The sequence below is a fragment of the Pseudomonas sp. GD03858 genome, from assembly GCF_029840925.1.
Taxonomy (GTDB): domain Bacteria; phylum Pseudomonadota; class Gammaproteobacteria; order Pseudomonadales; family Pseudomonadaceae; genus Aquipseudomonas.
In genome coordinates this window covers 13,112-31,288 of the sequence record NZ_JAOCDM010000059.1, presented here as the reverse complement: position 1 = coordinate 31,288, position 18,177 = coordinate 13,112, and the positions used below count along the sequence as shown (strand labels likewise).

Annotated in this window: 15 protein-coding genes; 5 read left to right on the top strand and 10 right to left on the bottom strand. The window is 63.6% G+C overall.

Features of this window, described 5'->3' with window-relative positions:
- On the bottom strand, positions 1 to 419 hold a 419-nt coding region (locus N5D48_RS16025; protein ID WP_279885964.1), incomplete at its 3' end, for an alcohol dehydrogenase catalytic domain-containing protein.
- A gap of 106 nt (positions 420 to 525) precedes the next feature.
- On the opposite strand from N5D48_RS16025, the gene N5D48_RS16020 reads away from it, so the two are divergent.
- Positions 526 to 1,416 carry a LysR family transcriptional regulator gene (locus tag N5D48_RS16020; protein ID WP_279885961.1) on the top strand — a complete coding sequence of 297 codons (891 nt, stop codon included), beginning with the start codon at positions 526 to 528 and terminating at the stop codon, positions 1,414 to 1,416.
- A gap of 127 nt (positions 1,417 to 1,543) precedes the next feature.
- Here N5D48_RS16020 and N5D48_RS16015 read toward each other — a convergent pair whose 3' ends face one another.
- From N5D48_RS16015 to N5D48_RS16000, 4 genes are all read right to left on the bottom strand, one after another.
- Positions 1,544 to 4,360 carry an RHS repeat-associated core domain-containing protein gene (locus tag N5D48_RS16015; protein ID WP_279885958.1) on the bottom strand — a complete coding sequence of 939 codons (2,817 nt, stop codon included), beginning with the start codon at positions 4,358 to 4,360 and terminating at the stop codon, positions 1,544 to 1,546.
- Positions 4,361 to 4,465: 105 nt separating this feature from the next.
- Complete coding sequence (locus N5D48_RS16010; RefSeq protein ID WP_279885957.1) at positions 4,466 to 5,023, bottom strand: ankyrin repeat domain-containing protein; 558 nt, start codon at positions 5,021 to 5,023, stop codon at positions 4,466 to 4,468.
- A gap of 111 nt (positions 5,024 to 5,134) precedes the next feature.
- The gene (gene katB / locus N5D48_RS16005; RefSeq protein ID WP_279885954.1) at positions 5,135 to 6,676 is read right to left on the bottom strand and encodes a catalase KatB; all 1,542 of its coding nucleotides are present in this window, start codon (positions 6,674 to 6,676) and stop codon (positions 5,135 to 5,137) included.
- A gap of 162 nt (positions 6,677 to 6,838) precedes the next feature.
- Positions 6,839 to 8,065, bottom strand: a complete 1,227-nt coding sequence (locus tag N5D48_RS16000) for an NADH:flavin oxidoreductase/NADH oxidase family protein (protein WP_279885951.1) — start codon at positions 8,063 to 8,065, stop codon at positions 6,839 to 6,841.
- A gap of 287 nt (positions 8,066 to 8,352) precedes the next feature.
- Here N5D48_RS16000 and N5D48_RS15995 point away from each other — a divergent pair, with 287 nt between their 5' ends.
- Positions 8,353 to 9,273, top strand: a complete 921-nt coding sequence (locus N5D48_RS15995; RefSeq protein WP_279885969.1) for an acetoacetate decarboxylase (ADC) — start codon at positions 8,353 to 8,355, stop codon at positions 9,271 to 9,273.
- Positions 9,274 to 9,433: 160 nt separating this feature from the next.
- On the opposite strand, the gene N5D48_RS15990 is transcribed toward N5D48_RS15995, so the two are convergent.
- A complete protein-coding gene (locus tag N5D48_RS15990) occupies positions 9,434 to 9,883 on the bottom strand; it encodes a MerR family transcriptional regulator (protein ID WP_279885948.1) in 450 nt (149 codons plus the stop codon).
- Between the two features lie 117 nt (positions 9,884 to 10,000).
- Here N5D48_RS15990 and N5D48_RS15985 point away from each other — a divergent pair, with 117 nt between their 5' ends.
- Positions 10,001 to 10,831, top strand: coding sequence for an alpha/beta hydrolase (locus tag N5D48_RS15985; protein WP_279885946.1), 831 nt, complete (start codon positions 10,001 to 10,003; stop codon positions 10,829 to 10,831).
- Between the two features lie 339 nt (positions 10,832 to 11,170).
- Complete coding sequence (gene cprA, locus N5D48_RS15980; protein WP_279885944.1) at positions 11,171 to 12,328, top strand: cationic peptide resistance protein CprA; 1,158 nt, start codon at positions 11,171 to 11,173, stop codon at positions 12,326 to 12,328.
- 7 nt (positions 12,329 to 12,335) lie between these two features.
- Here the strand turns inward: cprA and N5D48_RS15975 are convergent, their stop codons facing one another.
- The 3 genes from N5D48_RS15975 to N5D48_RS15965 form a co-directional block, all read right to left on the bottom strand.
- Entirely contained in the window at positions 12,336 to 13,352 is a 1,017-nt protein-coding gene (locus N5D48_RS15975) for a transporter (protein ID WP_279885967.1), read from the bottom strand.
- Between the two features lie 66 nt (positions 13,353 to 13,418).
- Complete coding sequence (locus N5D48_RS15970; protein WP_279885941.1) at positions 13,419 to 14,987, bottom strand: sensor domain-containing diguanylate cyclase; 1,569 nt, start codon at positions 14,985 to 14,987, stop codon at positions 13,419 to 13,421.
- A gap of 56 nt (positions 14,988 to 15,043) precedes the next feature.
- The gene (locus tag N5D48_RS15965; RefSeq protein ID WP_279885938.1) at positions 15,044 to 15,910 is read right to left on the bottom strand and encodes a DNA-binding protein; all 867 of its coding nucleotides are present in this window, start codon (positions 15,908 to 15,910) and stop codon (positions 15,044 to 15,046) included.
- Positions 15,911 to 16,281: 371 nt separating this feature from the next.
- Between N5D48_RS15965 and N5D48_RS15960 the strand changes: the two genes are divergently transcribed.
- The gene (locus N5D48_RS15960; RefSeq protein ID WP_279885935.1) at positions 16,282 to 17,070 is read left to right on the top strand and encodes a formate/nitrite transporter family protein; all 789 of its coding nucleotides are present in this window, start codon (positions 16,282 to 16,284) and stop codon (positions 17,068 to 17,070) included.
- Positions 17,071 to 17,156: 86 nt separating this feature from the next.
- Here N5D48_RS15960 and cydB read toward each other — a convergent pair whose 3' ends face one another.
- Entirely contained in the window at positions 17,157 to 18,173 is a 1,017-nt protein-coding gene (cydB, locus tag N5D48_RS15955) for a cytochrome d ubiquinol oxidase subunit II (protein WP_279885933.1), read from the bottom strand.
- Positions 18,174 to 18,177: the final 4 nt, after the last annotated feature.

The window sequence follows — 18,177 nt, the reverse complement described above, 5'->3', positions numbered from 1 at the left end:
CCCAGGCGGTCGAACAGCAGTTCCCAGGCGGTGATGGCCGTCAGTGGCAGCGCCGCGGCCTGCGCCGCATCCAGGCTGCGTGGTTGGTGCCCGACGATGCGTTCGTCGACCAGGTGATACTCGCTGTTGCTGCCGGGTCTGGCGATGGAGCCGGCGTAGTACACCTGGTCACCTGGCTTGAACAGCGTCACCTGGGGCCCGACTTCGCGGACGATACCGGCCGCATCCCAGCCCAGTATTTTCGGCTCAGGCGTGAAAGTGCCAGCGCGCACTTTGGTGTCGACGGGGTTGACCGACACGGCCTTGACCTCCACCAGAAGGTCCCTTGGCCCTGGGCTCGGTCTGGGCATGAAGATGTCCTGGAGAGATGCAGGGTCTTCGATCGGCAAGCCGTTGTGAGTGGAACTGATCGCTTTCATAGGCACTCGCTGCTGGATATGGTTTGATTCGTGAACCCAGTCTGGCGTGTCCGGCCCTTGGGAAAAACGGGTGCTGTCCGTGAACACTTTCATTGCAGGAGTGATAATGATCCGTCTCGACGATCTGGGCATCTTCGTGCGCAGCGCCGCGCTGGGCAGCTTTACCGCGGCCGCCCATGAGGCCGACCTGCTGCCCGGCCAGGCGGCCGAGGCGGTCAAGCGCCTGGAGCGTGAGCTGGATGTGCGGCTGTTCGCCCGCACCACGCGCAGCCTGCGCCTGACCGCCGAGGGCGAGCAGTACCTGCCCTCGGCCCTGGCCGCCCTGGAAGCCCTCAGGCACGGGCGGGACAACCTGCGTCAGGAGAGCGCCCAGCTAAGTGGAACGCTGCAGGTGGCCGCGCCGTCCGATCTGGGGCGCAACGTGTTGCTGCCCTGGCTCACGGCGTTTCGCCGCGAGCACCCGCAGTTGAACCTGCGGTTCTTTCTTTCCGACCAGATCGCTGATCTGTTCCGCGATCCGGTGGATATCGCCATTCGCTACGGCCTGAACGCCGACGCCAACTACATCGCCCTGCCGCTGGCTCCCTGGAACCGCAAGGTGCTGGTGGCCTCTCCCGAATACCTGGCGCGCCATGGCGTGGTGCAAGCCCCCGATGACCTGCGCGATCATCAGTGCCTGCTGTACATGCAGCAGGGCCGGGTCTACGACAAGTGGCAACTGGGGGCGCAGACCGTCCAGGTTCGTGGAGCCCTGCTCAGCGACGATGCCGACATCGCCCGGCGCTGGGCCGTGGCCGGCGAAGGGATCACCTACAAGTCCTGGCTGGATGTCAGCGACGATGTGCTGGCGGGACGGCTCGTCGTGCTGCTGCGGGATCATCCCGGGCCGGTCATGCCGTTGAGCCTGGTGTGTCCGCACCGCAAGCAGCTGTCGCCTGCGGTGCGGCGCCTGCACGCCTGGTTGTCCGGTCGCTTCGCCGAGCTCGAGCGCCACTGATCAGTGGTTCGCTTCGGCCAGGCGCAGACAGGCGCTGGCCAGAGCGTCGAAGATCACACTGTCCGGACACGAGCCCCTGTTCTGTCCATCAGGCGCTCTCCCCCGCTCCGTGCTCACCCCACACTGCCTAGCGTCGACTCTGCCTGGCCAAGCCATGCTGACTCTTGGGCTCGTACCGTCGCCATTCGGGCTTGGCAAAGACCTCATCCTGGGAGATGGCTTTGCCATCCCGGTAGAAGTGCAAGTTCTGCTTTACCTGTTCCATGTCCCGATGCCGATAGAGCCAGCGAAGTTCGCTGGATGTGATACTGGCGCCAAAGCCAGTCTTGGACACCACGACGTCAACGTTGTCGGCAATGGTATCGGCCAGGAAATGCAACGGCATGTTCCGCTCCACCAGCTGGAATTCGAGCCCTGCCTTGCTGGTGCGCGCCCATAGCACTGTCGCGAGCTCCAGGGCTCTTGCAGGGTTTTCCTTGATGCCAAGCGCCTCCTGCTGATCTTTGACATTGTATTTGGAGTGGTTTTCGAGGAAGTTCTTGAACGCGATGGCACGCTTGGAGTCCAGCAGTGACTTCTTTATCTCCCCATCACTGGCATAAGCGGTAGGCGCGCTCGGGTTCCAAACCGCATTGGTGATGTCATTCTGAATGCGGATATTGGCTTTTCCGGTCGCTTTCCCGAACAGTTTCGTCAGCTTTTTCACACCCGCCACCGGTGCAACTTTCCTGTGCCCGGCGGCGTCCAGCGCCAATAGTGCTTTCTTTCGAGGTGCATCCAAGCCATACACGATGTCGCCCGTCTTGAAGATGTCGGTCAAGTGACTGGACTGCGTGGCGGGCCCTCTGGCGTTAGCCGACGAAGCAAGATGACCTGCATGGGCCGACGTCGGCGGCCCCTCTACAGCCACCCGCCCGTCAGTGTCTCGGTAGGTCACCGGGTTGTTCCTGACCATCCGGTACAGATTCTGCCCGTCGACGGTCCCGGCAGGGTCCGGACTCAACCAGCGTCCGGCCCACGGTTGATAGTATCGGTAGCCGTAATAGTAAAGCCCCGTCGCGTCACGCTCCTTGCCCGAGTAGCGCAAAGCCTTGTAGCTTGCCTCGACTTCGCTTCTGGCAGAAAGGATGGCCGTACCGCCATACGGATAATACTCTTCCTGGCTGATGACCTGCCCGCGAGCGTCCAGCTCGAGGCCGCTGCTGCCAATGAGGTCGTCATGGCTGAAACGCAACTGGTCGTTTTCCAGTTCGTCCGGCTTGCCGTGCTGCCAATGCATTACCCGTACCTGCGTGCTTCCCGCTTCGCCAATGGCGACGACCTGCAGGTTGCGGGTCTGCGTTTCTCCGACAAGCGTGGTTTGCAGCTCCAACCCCGGAACGTAGATCGTGCGCCTTGTCTGCAGGCTGCCGCTGGCTTGCCGTCTGGAGATTTTCACGATGCGCTGATTGGCGCTGTCATAGCGATAATGTTCCGAGTCATGGGCGTTGTCGCCACGTGCCACCAGGGTCACCTGCCGCAACTCGTTGCGTGCAGTCCAGTCCAGCGTCTGGCCCGGATACAGGACTTTCTGCTCGCCACCTGCGGTGAACAGCCCATCCACCTCAGTGGGGGCGTCGGTCAATGTCGCCAGTACCGCACGGTTGCTCCGCCCACTGACTGTCAGCGCGATGGTCTGGCTGCTACCCGTGGACGGCGTATGGACGATGTGCGTCAGGTTGCCACCGCGATCATAGCGATAGCTGCGCGCGTAGTTCCTGTACGTACTCGCGTCGATGGCCGCGCCAGCCCAGAGAGGTTGGCCAGCGCTCGCCATTTCACGGCCTTTGGCGCATGTCAGCTGGTACAAGCTGTCGTAGGTATAGGCATTTTCCGCGACGATTTTCTGGTTACGCCAGAAACGTGTCTCGGGCGCATCGTTGCGCACCTTGAGCACATTGCCCACCGGATCGTATGCATAGTGCTGATGTCGCAGCAGCCTCGCCCCGGTTCGCTCGACCCTGATCCCATCGAGTCTTTGCGTGCGCTGGTCGTACGTGTACAGGGTCGTCACTCCGTTAGCATGCACTTCGCGCAGTCTGTTGCCGGCGGCGCAGTAGTCGACGGCGCTGGTGATTACCTGCTCTGCCCTGCCCTTGAGCGTCAACCAGCTGGCCAAGCGCATGCCTGCAACGTCGTGGGCAAAGCGCTGTCGATGGCCGGCCGCATCGGTGGTGGTCAGGGTGACTCCCATCGCGTCCGTTCGGGCAACGCTGGTGTAAAGGTCCTCGGCCAGGCACTGCTGCCATTGGCCGACTTCCTCGCCTTGCCAGTCAGCCGCACTGTCCCGGTCGTCCACATCCTTGAGCAGCCGCCGAGTGGTGGACAGGGTGACGGCGGTCAGAGCGACGCAGTCCGTTTGCATCAGACCAGCCGCGTCGTAATGGCTCACGCACTGCCCCGCCAGGTTCAGCGACTTGCTCGATTCATCGTTGCCGGCGTAAACCAGGCGCTCCACGACCCTCTGTCCTGCCCCGAACACTTGCTCGGTGATAGCCAGTGGTCGCCCGGGAAGGCCGACGTGCTCGTATTCGACGGCGCGGATCACGGCCTCGGCATGGCTGGCCCGCCCCATCGGGTCAAGCTCGATGCGAGTGACCGTTGCCAGCGCGCGACCTTCAGTGTCACTCAAGGCCAGCGTTGTGCCGGCGTCGACGCTCTGGGTCTGCAATCTGGCTCCGGCAAGCGCCGTCATGTACCTGAAATTGGCCAGGCCCGATTCGTGCAATCGCGGATCAACGCTCTGCATGAGCGCGCCTCGGGCGCTGTAGCAATGCAGGGTTATGCGTTCATCGCATGCTTGAGGGGTGTCGGGGTGACGGTGATAGACAATCTCGCGAACGATCCGGCCATGGCTGTCTTTCACCGTGACCGTAGGGGTATTGCTAAATAACGCCGTACTCATGGTGCTCTCCCGTGGTTTGGGAGCTATAAGCGCAGGTCCTGCCGAGACGCGACAGGAGGATGCGTTACCCTGAGGAGCCCACGGCTGCGGGGCGCGCTTACGGGATTAGCGATCCGAAACACCATTGAGCTGGCCACGCTGGAGGCTTCGCACGGTGTTGCCCAGAGCATCCTGTGCCCGCGGATCGGCGCCCTGGAGCAAGAGTCTGTCGAGCAGCGCCTCGCGCTGGAACAGCGCGGCATACATCGCCGCCGTCTGGCCATTGGCATTGCGCTGATCCAGGTTGCAGCGCGCGCCGATCAGGCGTTGGGCAATGCGCACTTCGCCCTTGAAGATCGCCCCCATCAACGCGGTGTTGCCGCGCAGATCCTGGGCGCAGGGATCGGCGCCGGCCCCCAGCAGTTGCTCCACGGCGCCGCGCTGGCCATGGTAGGCGGCCAGGATCAGGCCGGTGTAGCCCTTGTCGTCATGTACGTTCAGGTCGTAGCCGGCCTGGATGAAGGTCGCCAGCATGGTTTCATCACCGCGTCGCGCGGCATCGAAGAAATAATCCCGCAAGCGCTGCTCGACAGCCGCGCCCTGCCCTTCAGCCGCTGGCAGCGCGTGCGCCTGGGCAGCCATCGTCGTCAGCCCGATCAGGGCCGCAAGAATCCATGCGTGCATGGTGGGTACCTCTCATGGTCTGCTTCGCGGGTAAACCCGCTCCCACAAAGGCCGGGGTGTTTGTAGTCATGGATCAGGAAGACGGGCCCGAAGGCCCGTCCTGTGACGCCGTCAGTCCTGCAGCTTGGCCGCCAGTTGCTGGACCCGCGCAAGGTCCGCCTTGGCCACTTTCGCCAGCCCGGTGCCGTAGTCCTTGTCGGCCTTGTAGAAGAACGACAGCATGATGTAGCGGCTCTGCTCGTCAGTGATCGCCAGCGCCTGGCCGAGGCTGTCGATCAGGTCGGTCTGCTCCTTCTTGCTGTACGAGCGGAACAGCTCGCCGGTCTGCTTGAAGTTCTGCTCGCGCTGGATCTTTGCCTGTTGGGTGGTGCCGCTCAACGGCGTCTGCGAGTAACGCGCGCTGGCCTGCTCGTCGCGCGGTTGCAGGCGGCTCGGCTGGTAGTTGACGCCGCTGCTGGTGTGGCCGTTGTTCGCCGCGCCATCCTGGTTGACGCTGTTCACCTCGTTGCGCGGGCGGTTGACCGGCAGGCTCAGGCCGTTGGCGCCAACCCGGTACATCTGGGTGTCGGCATAGGCGAACAGCCGGCCTTGCAGCAGGCGGTCCTCGGAAGGCTCGATGCCTGGCACCAGGTTCGACGGCGCCATGGCCACCTGCTCGGTTTCCTGGAAGAAGTTGTCGACGTTGCGGTCCAGGACCATCTGGCCGATCTTGCGCTCCGGCACATCGGGCCAGATCTTGGTGGCGTCCAGCGGGTCGAAGTCGAACTTGGCCAGTTCTTCAGGCTTGAGCACCTGGATATACAGGTCCCATTTCGGGAAGTTGCCCTTGTTGATGGCGCTGACCAGGTCGTGGGTCATGTGGCTGTAGTCGCGGCCCTGGACCTGCTCGACCTGTTTCGGGTCGAGATTCTTCTGCCCTTGCAGGCTCTTCCAGTGGAACTTCACGTAGTGCACCTCGCCCTTGGCGTTGACCAGCTTGTAGGCGTGCACGCTGTTGCCGTCCATCTCGCGGTAGCTGGCCGGGGTGCCCTCGTTGGAATACAGCAGGGTCAGGGTGCGGGTGGCCTCCGGCACATGGGAGAAGAAGTCGAAGCGCCGCGCATCGTCGTCGAGGTTGGTGCGCGGGTCGGGCTTGAAGGCGTGGACCATGTCCGGGAACTTGATCGCGTCGCGGATGAAGAAGGTCGGGAAGTTGTTGCCCACCAGGTCCCAGTTGCCGTCGGCGGTGTAGAACTTGGTGGCGAAACCGCGCGGGTCACGCAGGGTTTCCGGCGAGTGGGTGCCGTGCACCACGGCCGAGAAACGCACGAACACCGGGGTCTTCTCGCCGGGGCGGAATACCTTGGCCATGCTCAGCTCGCTGATGTCGGCGCTGGCGGTGAACTGGCCATGGGCACCGGTACCGCGAGCATGCACCACACGCTCGGGAATGCGTTCGCGATCGAAGCGCTGCAGCTTCTGCAGCAGTTGCACGTCCTGCAACAGCACCGAGCCATTGGGGCCGGCGGTCTGCGAATTCTGGTTGTCGCCCACTGGCGCGCCATTGTCGCGGGTCAGGGTGGCGGCCTGCACCGACATCGACAGCAGGCTGCTGGCGAGGCTCGCCGCCACCAGCAGGCGACCGGGCTGGAACAGTTTCAGCGAAGGGATCATGGGAACTCCTAAAGGCTCTATCAGGCGTCTTAGTGCGCCTTGTAAGGGTAAGGAGGCCATCACCGATCGCTAAATTGATCCTGCTCATCAATGTAATTGGTAATTTCAATGCCGTTGCTTATGCATTGATGCTATTACGCGATTGCCGCGGCGTTCGACCGGCTAACGCTTGGCCATGCGCCGACGGTAGCAGCGCGTGCGCGCCGCATCGGCCAGCTGTTGCACCAGCAGCGCCCGCCAGGGCGCGACCTGCGGGTCAGGGGCCCGGCCACGGCTGAGCTTGCGCAGCTGGAACTTGACCAGCGCCATGTTCGCCAGGGAGGCCAGCGCCTTGTTCTTCCAGGTAATCGCCGGCAGTTCGGGGGCCGCCTGACGGCCGGCCTGCCAGGCGCGCGGCAGCGCCGGATCGATGGCCAGCGCCGTGCCGATCCCAACCATTTCCACCCCGCTCTGGATCACCTGGTCGGCCACCGACTGTCGACGAATGCCACCGGTCACCATGACCGGCATCGTCGCAACCGTGCGAATGTCGCGGGCGAACTCGAGAAAATAGGCTTCCCGCGCCAGGGTCCGGCCGTCCCGCGCCTGGCCCTGCATCGCGGGTGCCTCGTAGCTGCCACCCGACAGCTCCACCAGGTCCACGCCCAGCCCGTCGAGCAGGCGCACCACCTGCTTGGCGTCATCGGCGCTGAAACCACCGCGCTGGAAATCGGCCGAATTGAGCTTGACCGCCACCGCGAAACTGGGCGCGACCACCGCGCGCACGGCCTTGACGATCTCCAGCAGCAGGCGGGCGCGGTTCTCCAGCGACCCGCCCCACTGATCGGTACGGCGGTTGCTCAGCGGCGAGAGGAACTGGCTGAGCAGATAACCATGGGCGGCGTGGATCTCGACCCCGGTGAAGCCGGCCAGCTCGGCCAGCCGCGCGGTATTGGCGAAGCGCTGGATCACATCGGCGATCACTTGCGCGGTCATGGCCTGCGGCGTGGCGAAGTGGCGCGACATCTTGCCCAGGTCCAGCGCCACCGCCGAAGGTGCCCAGGTCTGCTGGCCAAGATTGGCGCGCATCTGCCGACCAGGATGGTTGATCTGCAGCCAGAACTGCGCCCCCTGCGAACGTCCGACGCTCGCCCACTGACGGAACCGTTCCAGGTGTCGCGCGTCCTCCAGCACCACGCCGCCGGGGCCAGTCATGGCGCGGTTGTCGACCATCACATTGCCGCTGATGATCAGCCCGACGCCACCCTGTGCCCAGGCCTGGTACAGGCGCAATAGCTGGTCGGACGGCGCGTGCTCGGCGTCGGCCATGTTCTCTTCCATCGCGGCCTTGGCGATGCGGTTGGCCAGGGTCGAGCCATTGGGCAGGGTCAGCGGGGAAAACACGTTCATCGGGGTTACCTCGATACAGGTCGTGGTGCCAGGCTATCTTTAAAGCCAACTTTAATGTCAAGCCCGCTGATCCGCCTCCAATGCGGGGCTGAAGCGTGCATTGCTCGCGCCTGTTGACATTAAAGTTAAGTTGAAAGTTAAGGTGGCCATCAACGCCCTCTCAAGCACGCGTCGGGCGTGACGCCACCTTCTGGAGAACCTCGAACGTGAAACTCAAAACTGCCGCCGCCCTGGCCGGCGCATTGCTTACGCCCCTTGCCGCCAGCGCCCAGGCCGATGCCAGTGGCCTGGCCAATCCCGTCGAGACCACGGTGATCGATATCGCCGGGCATTCGGTACCGGTGCCCAAGGGCGGGCTGTATGATCGCTACCGCTCCAATCCGCCGCTGTCGGTGATCCAGGCGCAGATGCCGGACATGGACCTGAGCTGGTTCAGAAGCCTGGAGAAGACCAAGGTCGACATGGGGTTCGAGTCCTACTCGCCAAATTTCTACTACCAGAACAGCCGGGTGACGGCGGTCTACACGGCAGATATCGACCGCCTGCGCGAGCTCATGCCTGCCCAGGTACTGGAACAGGTGCAGCCCCTGCAGGTCTGGCCAGGGCGCGGCCTGGTGGCATTCACTGCCTACACCTACGACTACTGCGATAACGACAGCTACAACGAGATCGCCGTGTCCATCATCACCAACAGGCCCGGCAAATCGAACCTGGGCCCTGTCACGCTGATCGGCCAAGCGCTGTCGAAGGATTTCTGGGGCTATGTGCTCAAGCTGCCGGTCAATACCGAACTGGCCCGGGTGCGTGGCGTGGTGGGCTACAACCTGCCCAAGTGGCTGACGCCGATCGAGCGCCGAGAGGATGCGTCGGCGGTGACCTACGACATCGCCGACGCGCAGACCGGTAGCGTGGATGTCATCTTCCGAGCCAACAAGCTCGAGGCGCTGTCCCATGAAGCCGGGCTGGTGACGAACAGCTTCACCAACCTCGATCACCAGGGGCGCCTGGCGTATGGCTATGCCGTATCACGGCAGACCAGCCACGCCTCCAGCATGAGTGGCGACTCGGCGCAGCTGGTGCTTGGCAGCGGCAGCCTGTCGAACTACATCCGCTCGCTGCAGCTGGGCAGATTGGTCAAGTACGAGTACGTACCGCAGTTCCAGAGCGCGCTGTACGCGCCCCAGCCGTTGGCGCAGCTGTCGCGTTGACGCGATAGCTCTTGATGTCAAAGCAGCGGGTATCCTGTGGGAGCGGCTTCAGCCGCGAACACCGGCGTAGCCGGTGCCAAGCGCTGCGGTGGCTGCTTCGCGGCGGTTCGGCGCCCCGATGAACCCGCTCCCACAGGGGGCCTGCTAAAACTTGGCGGGTTCAGCGCCCGCCCTGCTCTGCCTTGCGCTGGATCCTGTCCTGGGCGATCTCTTCGCGCAGACGCTCCAGCACGCGTTGCGAATTGTCCGCGCAGGGCATGCCCTCGGGCTTGCCCTCGATACCGTCGATCACCAGCAGCAGTTGTGCCTTGTTGCGTGCCAGGCGCTGCTGCAGGCGCTCGATTTCCTCGACCTTGCGCTTGAGCCCGGCCAGCAGTTCGTCGTGCTGCCAGCCCTCGGCATTGCTCGGCAGCAGCTGGCGAATCTCCTCCAGCGAAAATCCGGCGGCCTGGGCGCTGGTGATCATTTCCAGCACCCACACCGCATCGTCATCGTAGTCGCGATAACCGTTGGCCTTGCGCTCGACCGAGCGAATCAGCCCGCTGGCTTCGTAGAAACGGATGCGCGAAGGGGCCAGCCCTGTGATGCTTGCCAACTCACCTATTCTCATGCGGCACCTTTGAAATCCGATTGACCTTGAAGCGCACTTTAATCCTAGAGTTGTCCGGTGGCCAGGTGCGCAGGCACCTGCCCTCCTACGCTGCACACCTCGAACAGGAGAAGCGAAATGGGATACGTCACGACCAAAGACGGTGTCGAGATTTTCTACAAAGACTGGGGCCCACGCGACGCGCAGGTGATCTTCTTCCACCACGGCTGGCCATTGAGCGCCGACGACTGGGACGCGCAGATGCTGTTCTTCGTGGCCGAGGGCTATCGCGTGGTCGCCCACGATCGGCGCGGCCATGGGCGCTCCAGCCAGGTCTGGGACGGCCACGACATGGATCACTACGCCGACGACGTGGCTGCCGTGGTCAAGCATCTGGGCGTGCAAGGCGCGATACATGTGGGGCATTCGACCGGTGGCGGCGAAGTGATCCACTACCTGGCCCGCTACCCCGACGACGAGGCACCCAAGGCCGCCATCATCGCGGCGGTACCACCGCTGATGGTCAAGACCGCCAGCAATCCCGGCGGGCTGGACAAGTCGGTGTTCGACGGGCTCCAGGCCCAGCTCAAGGCCAACCGCGCGCAATTCTATTACGACGTGCCGGCAGGTCCGTTCTATGGCTACAACCGACCGGGAGCGAAGAAAGACGAAGCGGTCGTTCTCAACTGGTGGCGCCAGGGCATGATGGGCTGCGCCCAGGCCCACTACGACGGCATCGTGGCCTTCTCCCAGACCGACTTCACCGAGTCACTGAAGAAGGTGGCGATCCCCGTGCTGGTCATGCATGGCGATGACGACCAGATAGTGCCTTATGACAACTCCGGGCCGCTGTCGGCCAAGTTGTTGCCCAACGGTATCCTGAAGACCTACAAGGGCTTCCCGCACGGCATGCCGACCACCGAGGCCGACACCATCAACAAGGACCTGCTGGCGTTCATTCGCAGCTGACGCCGAGCCCGGGGCGCGGTTTTCGCCGCCCCGGGCAATGCCGAACATGAGATAAATTTAATAAAACTTACAAGTTTCAAACATCGCCTTACACGTTCTTGCACTTATTAAAATTCTTTCACCGAAAACATCAATAAACGCCACAACTGTTAATTGAAATAACACCCTGGCGTGGCCAGAATCAGTCACCCGCCCTCACCTGTCAGCTGCGGTAGTTCGCGGGCTGCACGTATTTTCAAGATATTTGTACTTGCCACGCTTGTTCCTGGCAGTGCGCCCGCTCGCGCCCGCGATCTGGTTGTGCTGGCGGCCTGAGCCATTTCATTTCCGAGGATAACCATGAACACCCCAAGTACTGGTGCGCCCATCACCCAACCCCCGATGCGCGAACACATCCTGCTGACCGGCGCCACCGGCTTTCTGGGTGGCTCGGTGGCCGCCCAGTTGATCGCCGGCGGCCATGGCGCTGACCTCAACTTCCTGGTCCGCGCCAAAAGCGCCGAACAAGGCTTGCAGCGCCTGCGCGACAACCTGCGCCAGCATGGTGTCAGCGGCCCTGATGAACAGGCGCTGAGCGAGGCGCAGATCATCTGCGGCGATTTCCTCGATACGGCCTGGCTCGCGCATGAAGCCCCGCGTCTGATGCAAATGGACCGAGTGATCAACTGCGCCGCCGTCGCGTCGTTCTCGAAGAATCCGAACATCTGGCCGGTCAACGTCGAGGGCACCTTCGCCTTCGCCCAGGTGCTGAGCCGCTCCACCCGCCTCAAGCGCTTCCTGCACGTGGGCACGGCGATGTGCTGCGGACCGCAGCGCCAGTCGCCGATCAGCGAGTCATGGGAGTTTCCGGACGCCGCGCAGCAACTGGTGGACTACACCGCGTCCAAGGCCGAGATCGAGCGGCGCCTGCGCCAGGACCTGCCCGGCCTGCCCCTGGTCGTGGCGCGCCCATCGATCGTGGTGGGCCACCGCAGCCTCGGTTGCCAGGCCTCGGGCAGCATCTTCTGGGTGTTCCGCATGGGCTTCGCCCTGGAAAGCTTCACCTGCGGCCTGGACGAGCAGATCGACGTGATCCCGGTGGACTACTGCGCCGAAGCGCTGATCGGTCTGGCGCTCAAGCCGCTGCTCGGCCATGACCTGTACCATATCTCCGCCGGTCATCAGTCGGCCTGCACCTTCGCCGAGATCGACGCGGCCTTTGCCCAGGCCAATGGCGCCGAGCCTGTCGCAGAACGCTACCGCAAGGTCGATGTGGATGACCTGAAAACCCTGGCAAGCAGTTTCGAAGCCCGTATCGGCCCAGCCAACCCACGCCTGGTGCTGCGCGCCCTGCGCCTGTACAGCGGCTTCGCCGACCTGAACTACCTGTTCGACAACAGCCGTCTGATCGAGGAAGGCATCGCGCTGCCGCCACGTTTCACCGATTACCTGGATGTCTGTGTCAGGTCGTCCAGCGCAGTGAGCATCGCGACCCAGATGCAGTGGGACTTCAAGTAGCGCGGCGTCAGTAATCCCCGCGCTTGCGCAACGCCAAGCGTCCGGCGATGACGGTGAAGGTCACCACCAGTGCCACCAGCACCCAGAACCCATGGGGGTCGTCCGCCAGCGGCACGCCGCCGACGTTCATGCCGAAGAAGCCGGCGATGATGTTGATCGGCAACGCCAGCACCGTCACCACGGTGAGCGTGAACAGCGTGCGGTTGTTCTGCTCGGTGAGCTTGGCGGCGATCTCTTCCTGCAACAGCTTGATCCGCTCGACCAGGCTGGTGAGGTCGTTGATGATCACCGAGAACTCCTCGGTGGACGCGCGCAGTTGGCGAATATCCTGCTCGCGCAGCCACTGCGGCGGACGGTTGAGCAGGCGCAGCAGCGAGCCCGGCTCCAGTGCCAGCAAGCGCTGCAGGCGTACCAGCACGCGGCGCTGGCCGCTGAGTTCGGCGCGGTTGTCGCTCAAGCGCAAGGACAGCAGTTGGTCCTCGATACGGTCGACCTTCAGGGTGGTCTCTCGCACCACCTTGGTCAGCAGGTCGCTCTGATCGCGCACCAGGTGTACCAGCAGCTCCATGGTCGAGCCGAAACGTTCCCCGCGCTTGACCGACGAGCGCAGTTCGTCCACCGAATGCAAGGGCTGCAGGCGCGCGCTCACCAACAGGCGGCTGCGCGCGCAGGCCCAGAGCGTGGATATATCGGAGGACACCAGGCCGAAGCTGAACACCATATCGTTGACCACCGCGAGCAAGGCCGAGTCGATATGCTCGATGCGCGTCGAGCGCGAGCCTTCGCGCAGGGTCTCGAAAAAGGTCTCCGGCAGATCCAGATTGGCCTTCATCCAGCGCTCGCAGGCGGCATGGGCAAGGTTCAGGTGCAGCCAGATGAACGCTTCGCCGGGTGCTGCCTGCAACTGCGCCACGGCCTGGACCGAGTCGATTTCGCGTCCTGGCTCGCCAGGACGAAAGACGAAGCCATACAGCAGGCCGTGCAGATCGGCTTCATGATGAGGGTTGGCGTTAGCGGATAGCATGGCGATGAACTCACGCATACGAAATCCGATGGTAGTGTCGAGCGGATGACAGTCGGATGACAGTGCTCAAGAGTCCGTGTCCGCCTCGATGCCATCCGCCACGCAGTAACGGTCCCGGCCCCGGCGCTTGGCCTCGTACAGCGCCCGATCGGCCGCCGCCGTCAGGCTTTGCGGGGTGATCGCTTCCAGCGTGGGTGTGCCCGCGGCTATTCCGGCACTGCTCGAGACCCGCCCCAGAGGGCTGCCGACATGCTCCAGCGCCATGTTGCGCAGCAGCTGAAGGATTTCCTGGACGATCGCACTGGCGCCCTGGGCATCGGTATTGGGCAACAACAGGGTGAACTCCTCGCCGCCATAGCGCACCGCCAGATCGCCCGGGCGCTTGAGCGACTGGCGCAGCAGCGTACCGAAGCGGCGCAGGCACTCGTCGCCCGCCGGATGGCCATAGTGATCGTTGTAGGCCTTGAAGTGGTCGAGGTCGAGCATGACCAGGGCCAGCGGATAGCCTTGGCGCCGAGCCCGGCGAACTTCCGCCTCGAGCACCGAGTCCAGGCGCCGACGATTGCCAAGCCCGGTCAGGCTGTCGGTCAAGGCCATGACCTTGAGGGTCTGGTGTGCCTGGTGCAATGCACGCTCGATGACGATACGCTCGCGCAGCTGGCGCAACACGACCCAGCCGAAGCCCGCCAGGCCGATCAGCAGCAGCACGAGCAATATCACGGCCTTGATCATGTCCTGGCGCCATTGCATCAGGATCGACTCGCGCGACAGTCCTGCTTCCATCACCAAGGGGTAGCTCGGCAAGGCGCGAAAGGCGTACAGGCGACGCGTCCCGTCGATCACCGCCACGGCATCGACGACACCTTTGCTGGCATAGGGCAGGTAGTTGCGAAAGACCTCGCTGTCGGCAAGGCTGAGGCCGATCTCCTTCTCCACGAATGGATACCGGGCGATGATGGTGCCGTTGCGCTTGGCCAGCACCAGCACGCCATGTTCGTCGATCTTGAAATCGCCGTAATAGCGCACGAGCCAGTCGATCTTGATGGTGCCCAGCAGCACGCCGGCGAAGCTGCCGTCCGGGTGCTCCAGGCGCCGCGAGATGGGCAGGATCAGGTCGCCGGTGGAGCGACTGCGTACCACGTTGCCGATACGCACCTCGTGGTCACGATGGTCGCGGTGATAGGCGAAATACGCACGGTCGGCGTTGTTGACCCGGGGTGGCACGGCATCTTTGTCGCTGACCACCCAGCTACCGTCCGGCCCATACACGAACAGGCCATGCAACTGCGGCATGATCGCCATCTGCTGCTTGAACATGGCGTGCAACCGGGGCCGGTCGATGGTCTGCAGACCATCGCCTTCGAGGCGTTCGGACAGGGCCGCGGTAATGGCGTCGACCTGGCGAATGGTGTCCTCGGCGTGCTGGGCGGTAGCCCAGGCCAGGTTGGTCACCGTCTCCTCGGCCTTGATGAATGCTTCGCGATACTCGCGCCAGATGCGCCAGCCTTCGAGCATCACGAAGGCCAGCATCACCACGGCCATGAAACTCAGCACCAGACGGAACAGCGACGCGGCTCGGCCCTCGCCGCTTGCCGCGAGTGCGCGATCTTCGCCTTGTTTTCCGGCTGCATGCATCGAGGTCCCACCGTCAAGGATTTGCCGTCAATGAATATAGTACAGCGCGGCGCCGCTCAGGCTTTGCCGGCCAGGCGCGCCTCGCAGGCCGTCAGTTGCCGGCGCATTTCCTCGCTGGCGCCCTGGGCCTGGGCCAGGATGGCGCGCAATCCCTGCACCTGGACGTCGCGCTGTTCCAGCTGCAGCTCAAGCTCGGCGCACCGCTGCGCCGTCTGCCGCTGCCCGGCCAGCAGGCGCTCGTTGTCGCGGTGCAGGCGGGTCGACTCCTGCTGATGGACGATCGCGCCTTGCTGCAGTGTCTGCAGCTGACCCTGCAGCTGCCGCACCTGGGTATCGATACGGCGTTGCTCTTGCTCGCGCTGTTCGCGGTAGTGCGCCAGTGCCTCATGGGCCGCGTGGTGCTTGTGCTCGAGCGAGCGGATCTGTTCGTCCTTGTCGGCCAGGCGCACCTGCAGTTCGCCACGCGCCTGCTCGAGGCTGGCGCTGCGCAGCTGCTCGGCTCGCAACGTCGACTGAAGGGCCTCGAGCTCTTGCGAGCGGGCCTGCAGCGCGTCGGCCTGGTCCTGGATCTGTTGGTGGGCAGCGGCCAATGCGCGCTGGGCCAGCTGCAGTTGCGCCTGCAATTGCTCGCGTTGCTGGTCGAGCGCCGTTTCGGCGATGTCGATGCGTGCCTGGGCCTCTTCCTGCAACTGCGCCGCCAGTTGCTCCACCAGCCGCCCCAATGGCTCGCTCAGGCATGCGGTGCCCTCGAGCGCCACCGGTTGCCGCTGACCAAGCTCCTTCAGGTAACGGTGGATGGTGGTCTTCGAGCCTGTATTTCCCAATTCGATACGTACCGCATCGATACTGGGATGCTCGCCGCGGGCAACCAGCGCATCGCGCGCCTGCTGCACCAACCTCTTGTCGATTCCACCTCTGGCCATTGCTCGCTCCGACATTTTCGTACTGTATTACGTACCATGTAATACATGGCGAATAGTGAACCTGCCCAGAAGCGATTTCAAGCGCTGGATCGCAGCCTCACGCAGCGCCAAGCGTTGTCAGTGCCTTCGCTGCGCGAATAAGATGGCGAACCCCACATAGCGCGATCCACTTGATTCCTTTCCTCTCATAGATGAGATCTATCAACTCATCCAGCCTATTGATTTGACTGCGTCAAATTGCCTCAGATAACGTTTCGCCCACGTCGAAGTCACCCGCCCCACGGGTTGATCGTATCTGTCCTGTTCCCGTCAAACCCTGACCCACGGCTCGCTTTCGGCGTTGCCGTCGTCCTTGCGTGCGAGTTGCTCAAATGTCTGTGAATACTCCCTCCCGGATCACCGAACTGGCCATAGAAGCCGGTACCAAGAAAGCGCACCTGCCGACCCGGGCCACCCTGATCCTCGGTTTTCTGGCCGGCGCGTTCATTTCGCTGGGCTTCCTGCTGGCGATCCACGTGAGCACCATGATCCCCGCGCAATGGGCCTCGTTCGGCAACCTGCTGGGCGCCGCGGTGTTCCCCATCGGCCTGATCCTGGTGATCCTGGCCGGCGGCGAGCTACTGACCGGCAATATGATGAGCCTGCCCCTGGCCATGTTCGCCGGGCGTATCCGCCTCTGGGCTGTGCTGCGCAACTGGACGCTGGTGACCTTGGCCAACCTGCTCGGCGCGCTGTTCGTCGCCTACTGCTTCGGCCACCTGCTCGGCCTGACCGAAGGACCGTACTTGAGCAAGACCTTGGCCGGTGCCACCAGCAAGGTCAACGCCGACTTCCTGCACGCGTTCGTCTCCGGCATCGGCTGCAACTGGCTGGTATGCCTGGCAGTGTGGCTGTCGTATGCCAGCCGCGAGATGAGCGGCAAGATCCTCGGGATCTGGTTCCCGATCATGGCTTTCGTCGCCATCGGCTTCCAGCACGTGGTGGCCAACATGTTCCTGATCCCGGCGGCGATCTTTGCCGGCTACCTGAGCTGGGCGCAGCTGGCGGAAAACCTGGCGGCGGTGTTCCTGGGCAACGCCGTGGGCGGCGCGATCTTCGTCGGCCTGGCGTACTACGTGTCGTTCGGCGCCCCGGCGCAGGAACAGGGCGCATTGCAATAGAAAAAGACAGGGCCGCTGTGCGGCCCTGTGGGAGCGGGCTTACCCGCGAAAGGGCTGCCCAGCAGCCCTGATGAGGTGATCAACCTCTAGTGATAGGCATCCCCCGCCTGCACCTTGCCGCGGAACACGTGGTAGCTCCAGAAGGTGTACACCAGGATGATCGGAATGATGAACAACGCCCCGATCAACGCGAACAACTGGCTGGTCAAGGGAGCCGCCGCCTGCCACAAGGTGATGCCTGGCGGCACGATGTTCGGCCAGATGCTGATCGCCAGGCCCAGGTAGCCCAGGAACACCAGCCCGACCACGGCAATGAACGGCATGTGCGAGTGACGCATGCGCAGGGTTTTCTGGATCACCACCACCGCCCCCACCGCCAGCACGGCGATCAGCAGCGAGCGCAGCCAGTGGCTGGCGCCGAACCAGCGCTGGGCGATGTCGTCATGCAGCCAGGCGGTCCAGGCGCAGATCACCACGATCACCAGTGCCAGCAGGTAGGTCAGCGGCCGGCTGTAGTGACGCATGCGCGATTCGAGCATGCCGTCGGTCTTGATCAGCAACCAGGTGCTGCCCAGCAGCGCGTAGGTCAGCAGCAGGCCGACGCCGCAGAACAGCGGGAATGGCGACAGCCAGTCCCAGCCTGAGCCGGCGAACTGGCGATCCACCACCGGGATGCCATTGATGTAGGTGCCGATGGCCACGCCCTGGAAGAAGGTGGCGAGCACCGAGCCGCCGATGAACGCTTTGTCCCACAGGTGACGCTTGTGTGGATGGGCCTTGAAGCGGAACTCGAAGGCCACGCCGCGGAAGATCAGCCCGGCCAGCACCAGTACCAGCGGCAGGTACAGGGCCTCGAGGATCACCGAGTAGGCCAGCGGGAAGGCGCCATACAGCGCCGCCGCGCCGAGCACCGCCCAGGTCTCGTTGCCATCCCACACCGGTGCCACGGTGTTCATCATCACGTCACGGTCGCTCGAATCGCCGATCAGCGGGAAGAGAATGCCCAGCCCCAGGTCGAAGCCATCCATGATCACGTACATCATCAGGCCGAAGGCGATGATCACGCCCCAGATGACCGACAGGTCGATACCTTGAATCGTCATTGTT

What these genes read in the sequence shown, in the direction of transcription:
- N5D48_RS16020 (WP_279885961.1), top strand. Translation starts at nt 526, where the DNA reads ATGATCCGTCTCGACGATCTGGGCATCTTCGTGCGCAGCGCCGCGCTG.
- N5D48_RS16015 (WP_279885958.1), bottom strand. Translation starts at nt 4,360, where the DNA reads ATGAGTACGGCGTTATTTAGCAATACCCCTACGGTCACGGTGAAAGAC.
- N5D48_RS16010 (WP_279885957.1), bottom strand. Translation starts at nt 5,023, where the DNA reads ATGCACGCATGGATTCTTGCGGCCCTGATCGGGCTGACGACGATGGCT.
- katB (WP_279885954.1), bottom strand. Translation starts at nt 6,676, where the DNA reads ATGATCCCTTCGCTGAAACTGTTCCAGCCCGGTCGCCTGCTGGTGGCG.
- N5D48_RS16000 (WP_279885951.1), bottom strand. Translation starts at nt 8,065, where the DNA reads ATGAACGTGTTTTCCCCGCTGACCCTGCCCAATGGCTCGACCCTGGCC.
- N5D48_RS15990 (WP_279885948.1), bottom strand. Translation starts at nt 9,883, where the DNA reads ATGAGAATAGGTGAGTTGGCAAGCATCACAGGGCTGGCCCCTTCGCGC.
- N5D48_RS15985 (WP_279885946.1), top strand. Translation starts at nt 10,001, where the DNA reads ATGGGATACGTCACGACCAAAGACGGTGTCGAGATTTTCTACAAAGAC.
- cprA (WP_279885944.1), top strand. Translation starts at nt 11,171, where the DNA reads ATGAACACCCCAAGTACTGGTGCGCCCATCACCCAACCCCCGATGCGC.
- N5D48_RS15975 (WP_279885967.1), bottom strand. Translation starts at nt 13,352, where the DNA reads ATGCTATCCGCTAACGCCAACCCTCATCATGAAGCCGATCTGCACGGC.
- N5D48_RS15970 (WP_279885941.1), bottom strand. Translation starts at nt 14,987, where the DNA reads ATGCATGCAGCCGGAAAACAAGGCGAAGATCGCGCACTCGCGGCAAGC.
- N5D48_RS15965 (WP_279885938.1), bottom strand. Translation starts at nt 15,910, where the DNA reads ATGGCCAGAGGTGGAATCGACAAGAGGTTGGTGCAGCAGGCGCGCGAT.
- N5D48_RS15960 (WP_279885935.1), top strand. Translation starts at nt 16,282, where the DNA reads ATGTCTGTGAATACTCCCTCCCGGATCACCGAACTGGCCATAGAAGCC.
- cydB (WP_279885933.1), bottom strand. Translation starts at nt 18,173, where the DNA reads ATGACGATTCAAGGTATCGACCTGTCGGTCATCTGGGGCGTGATCATC.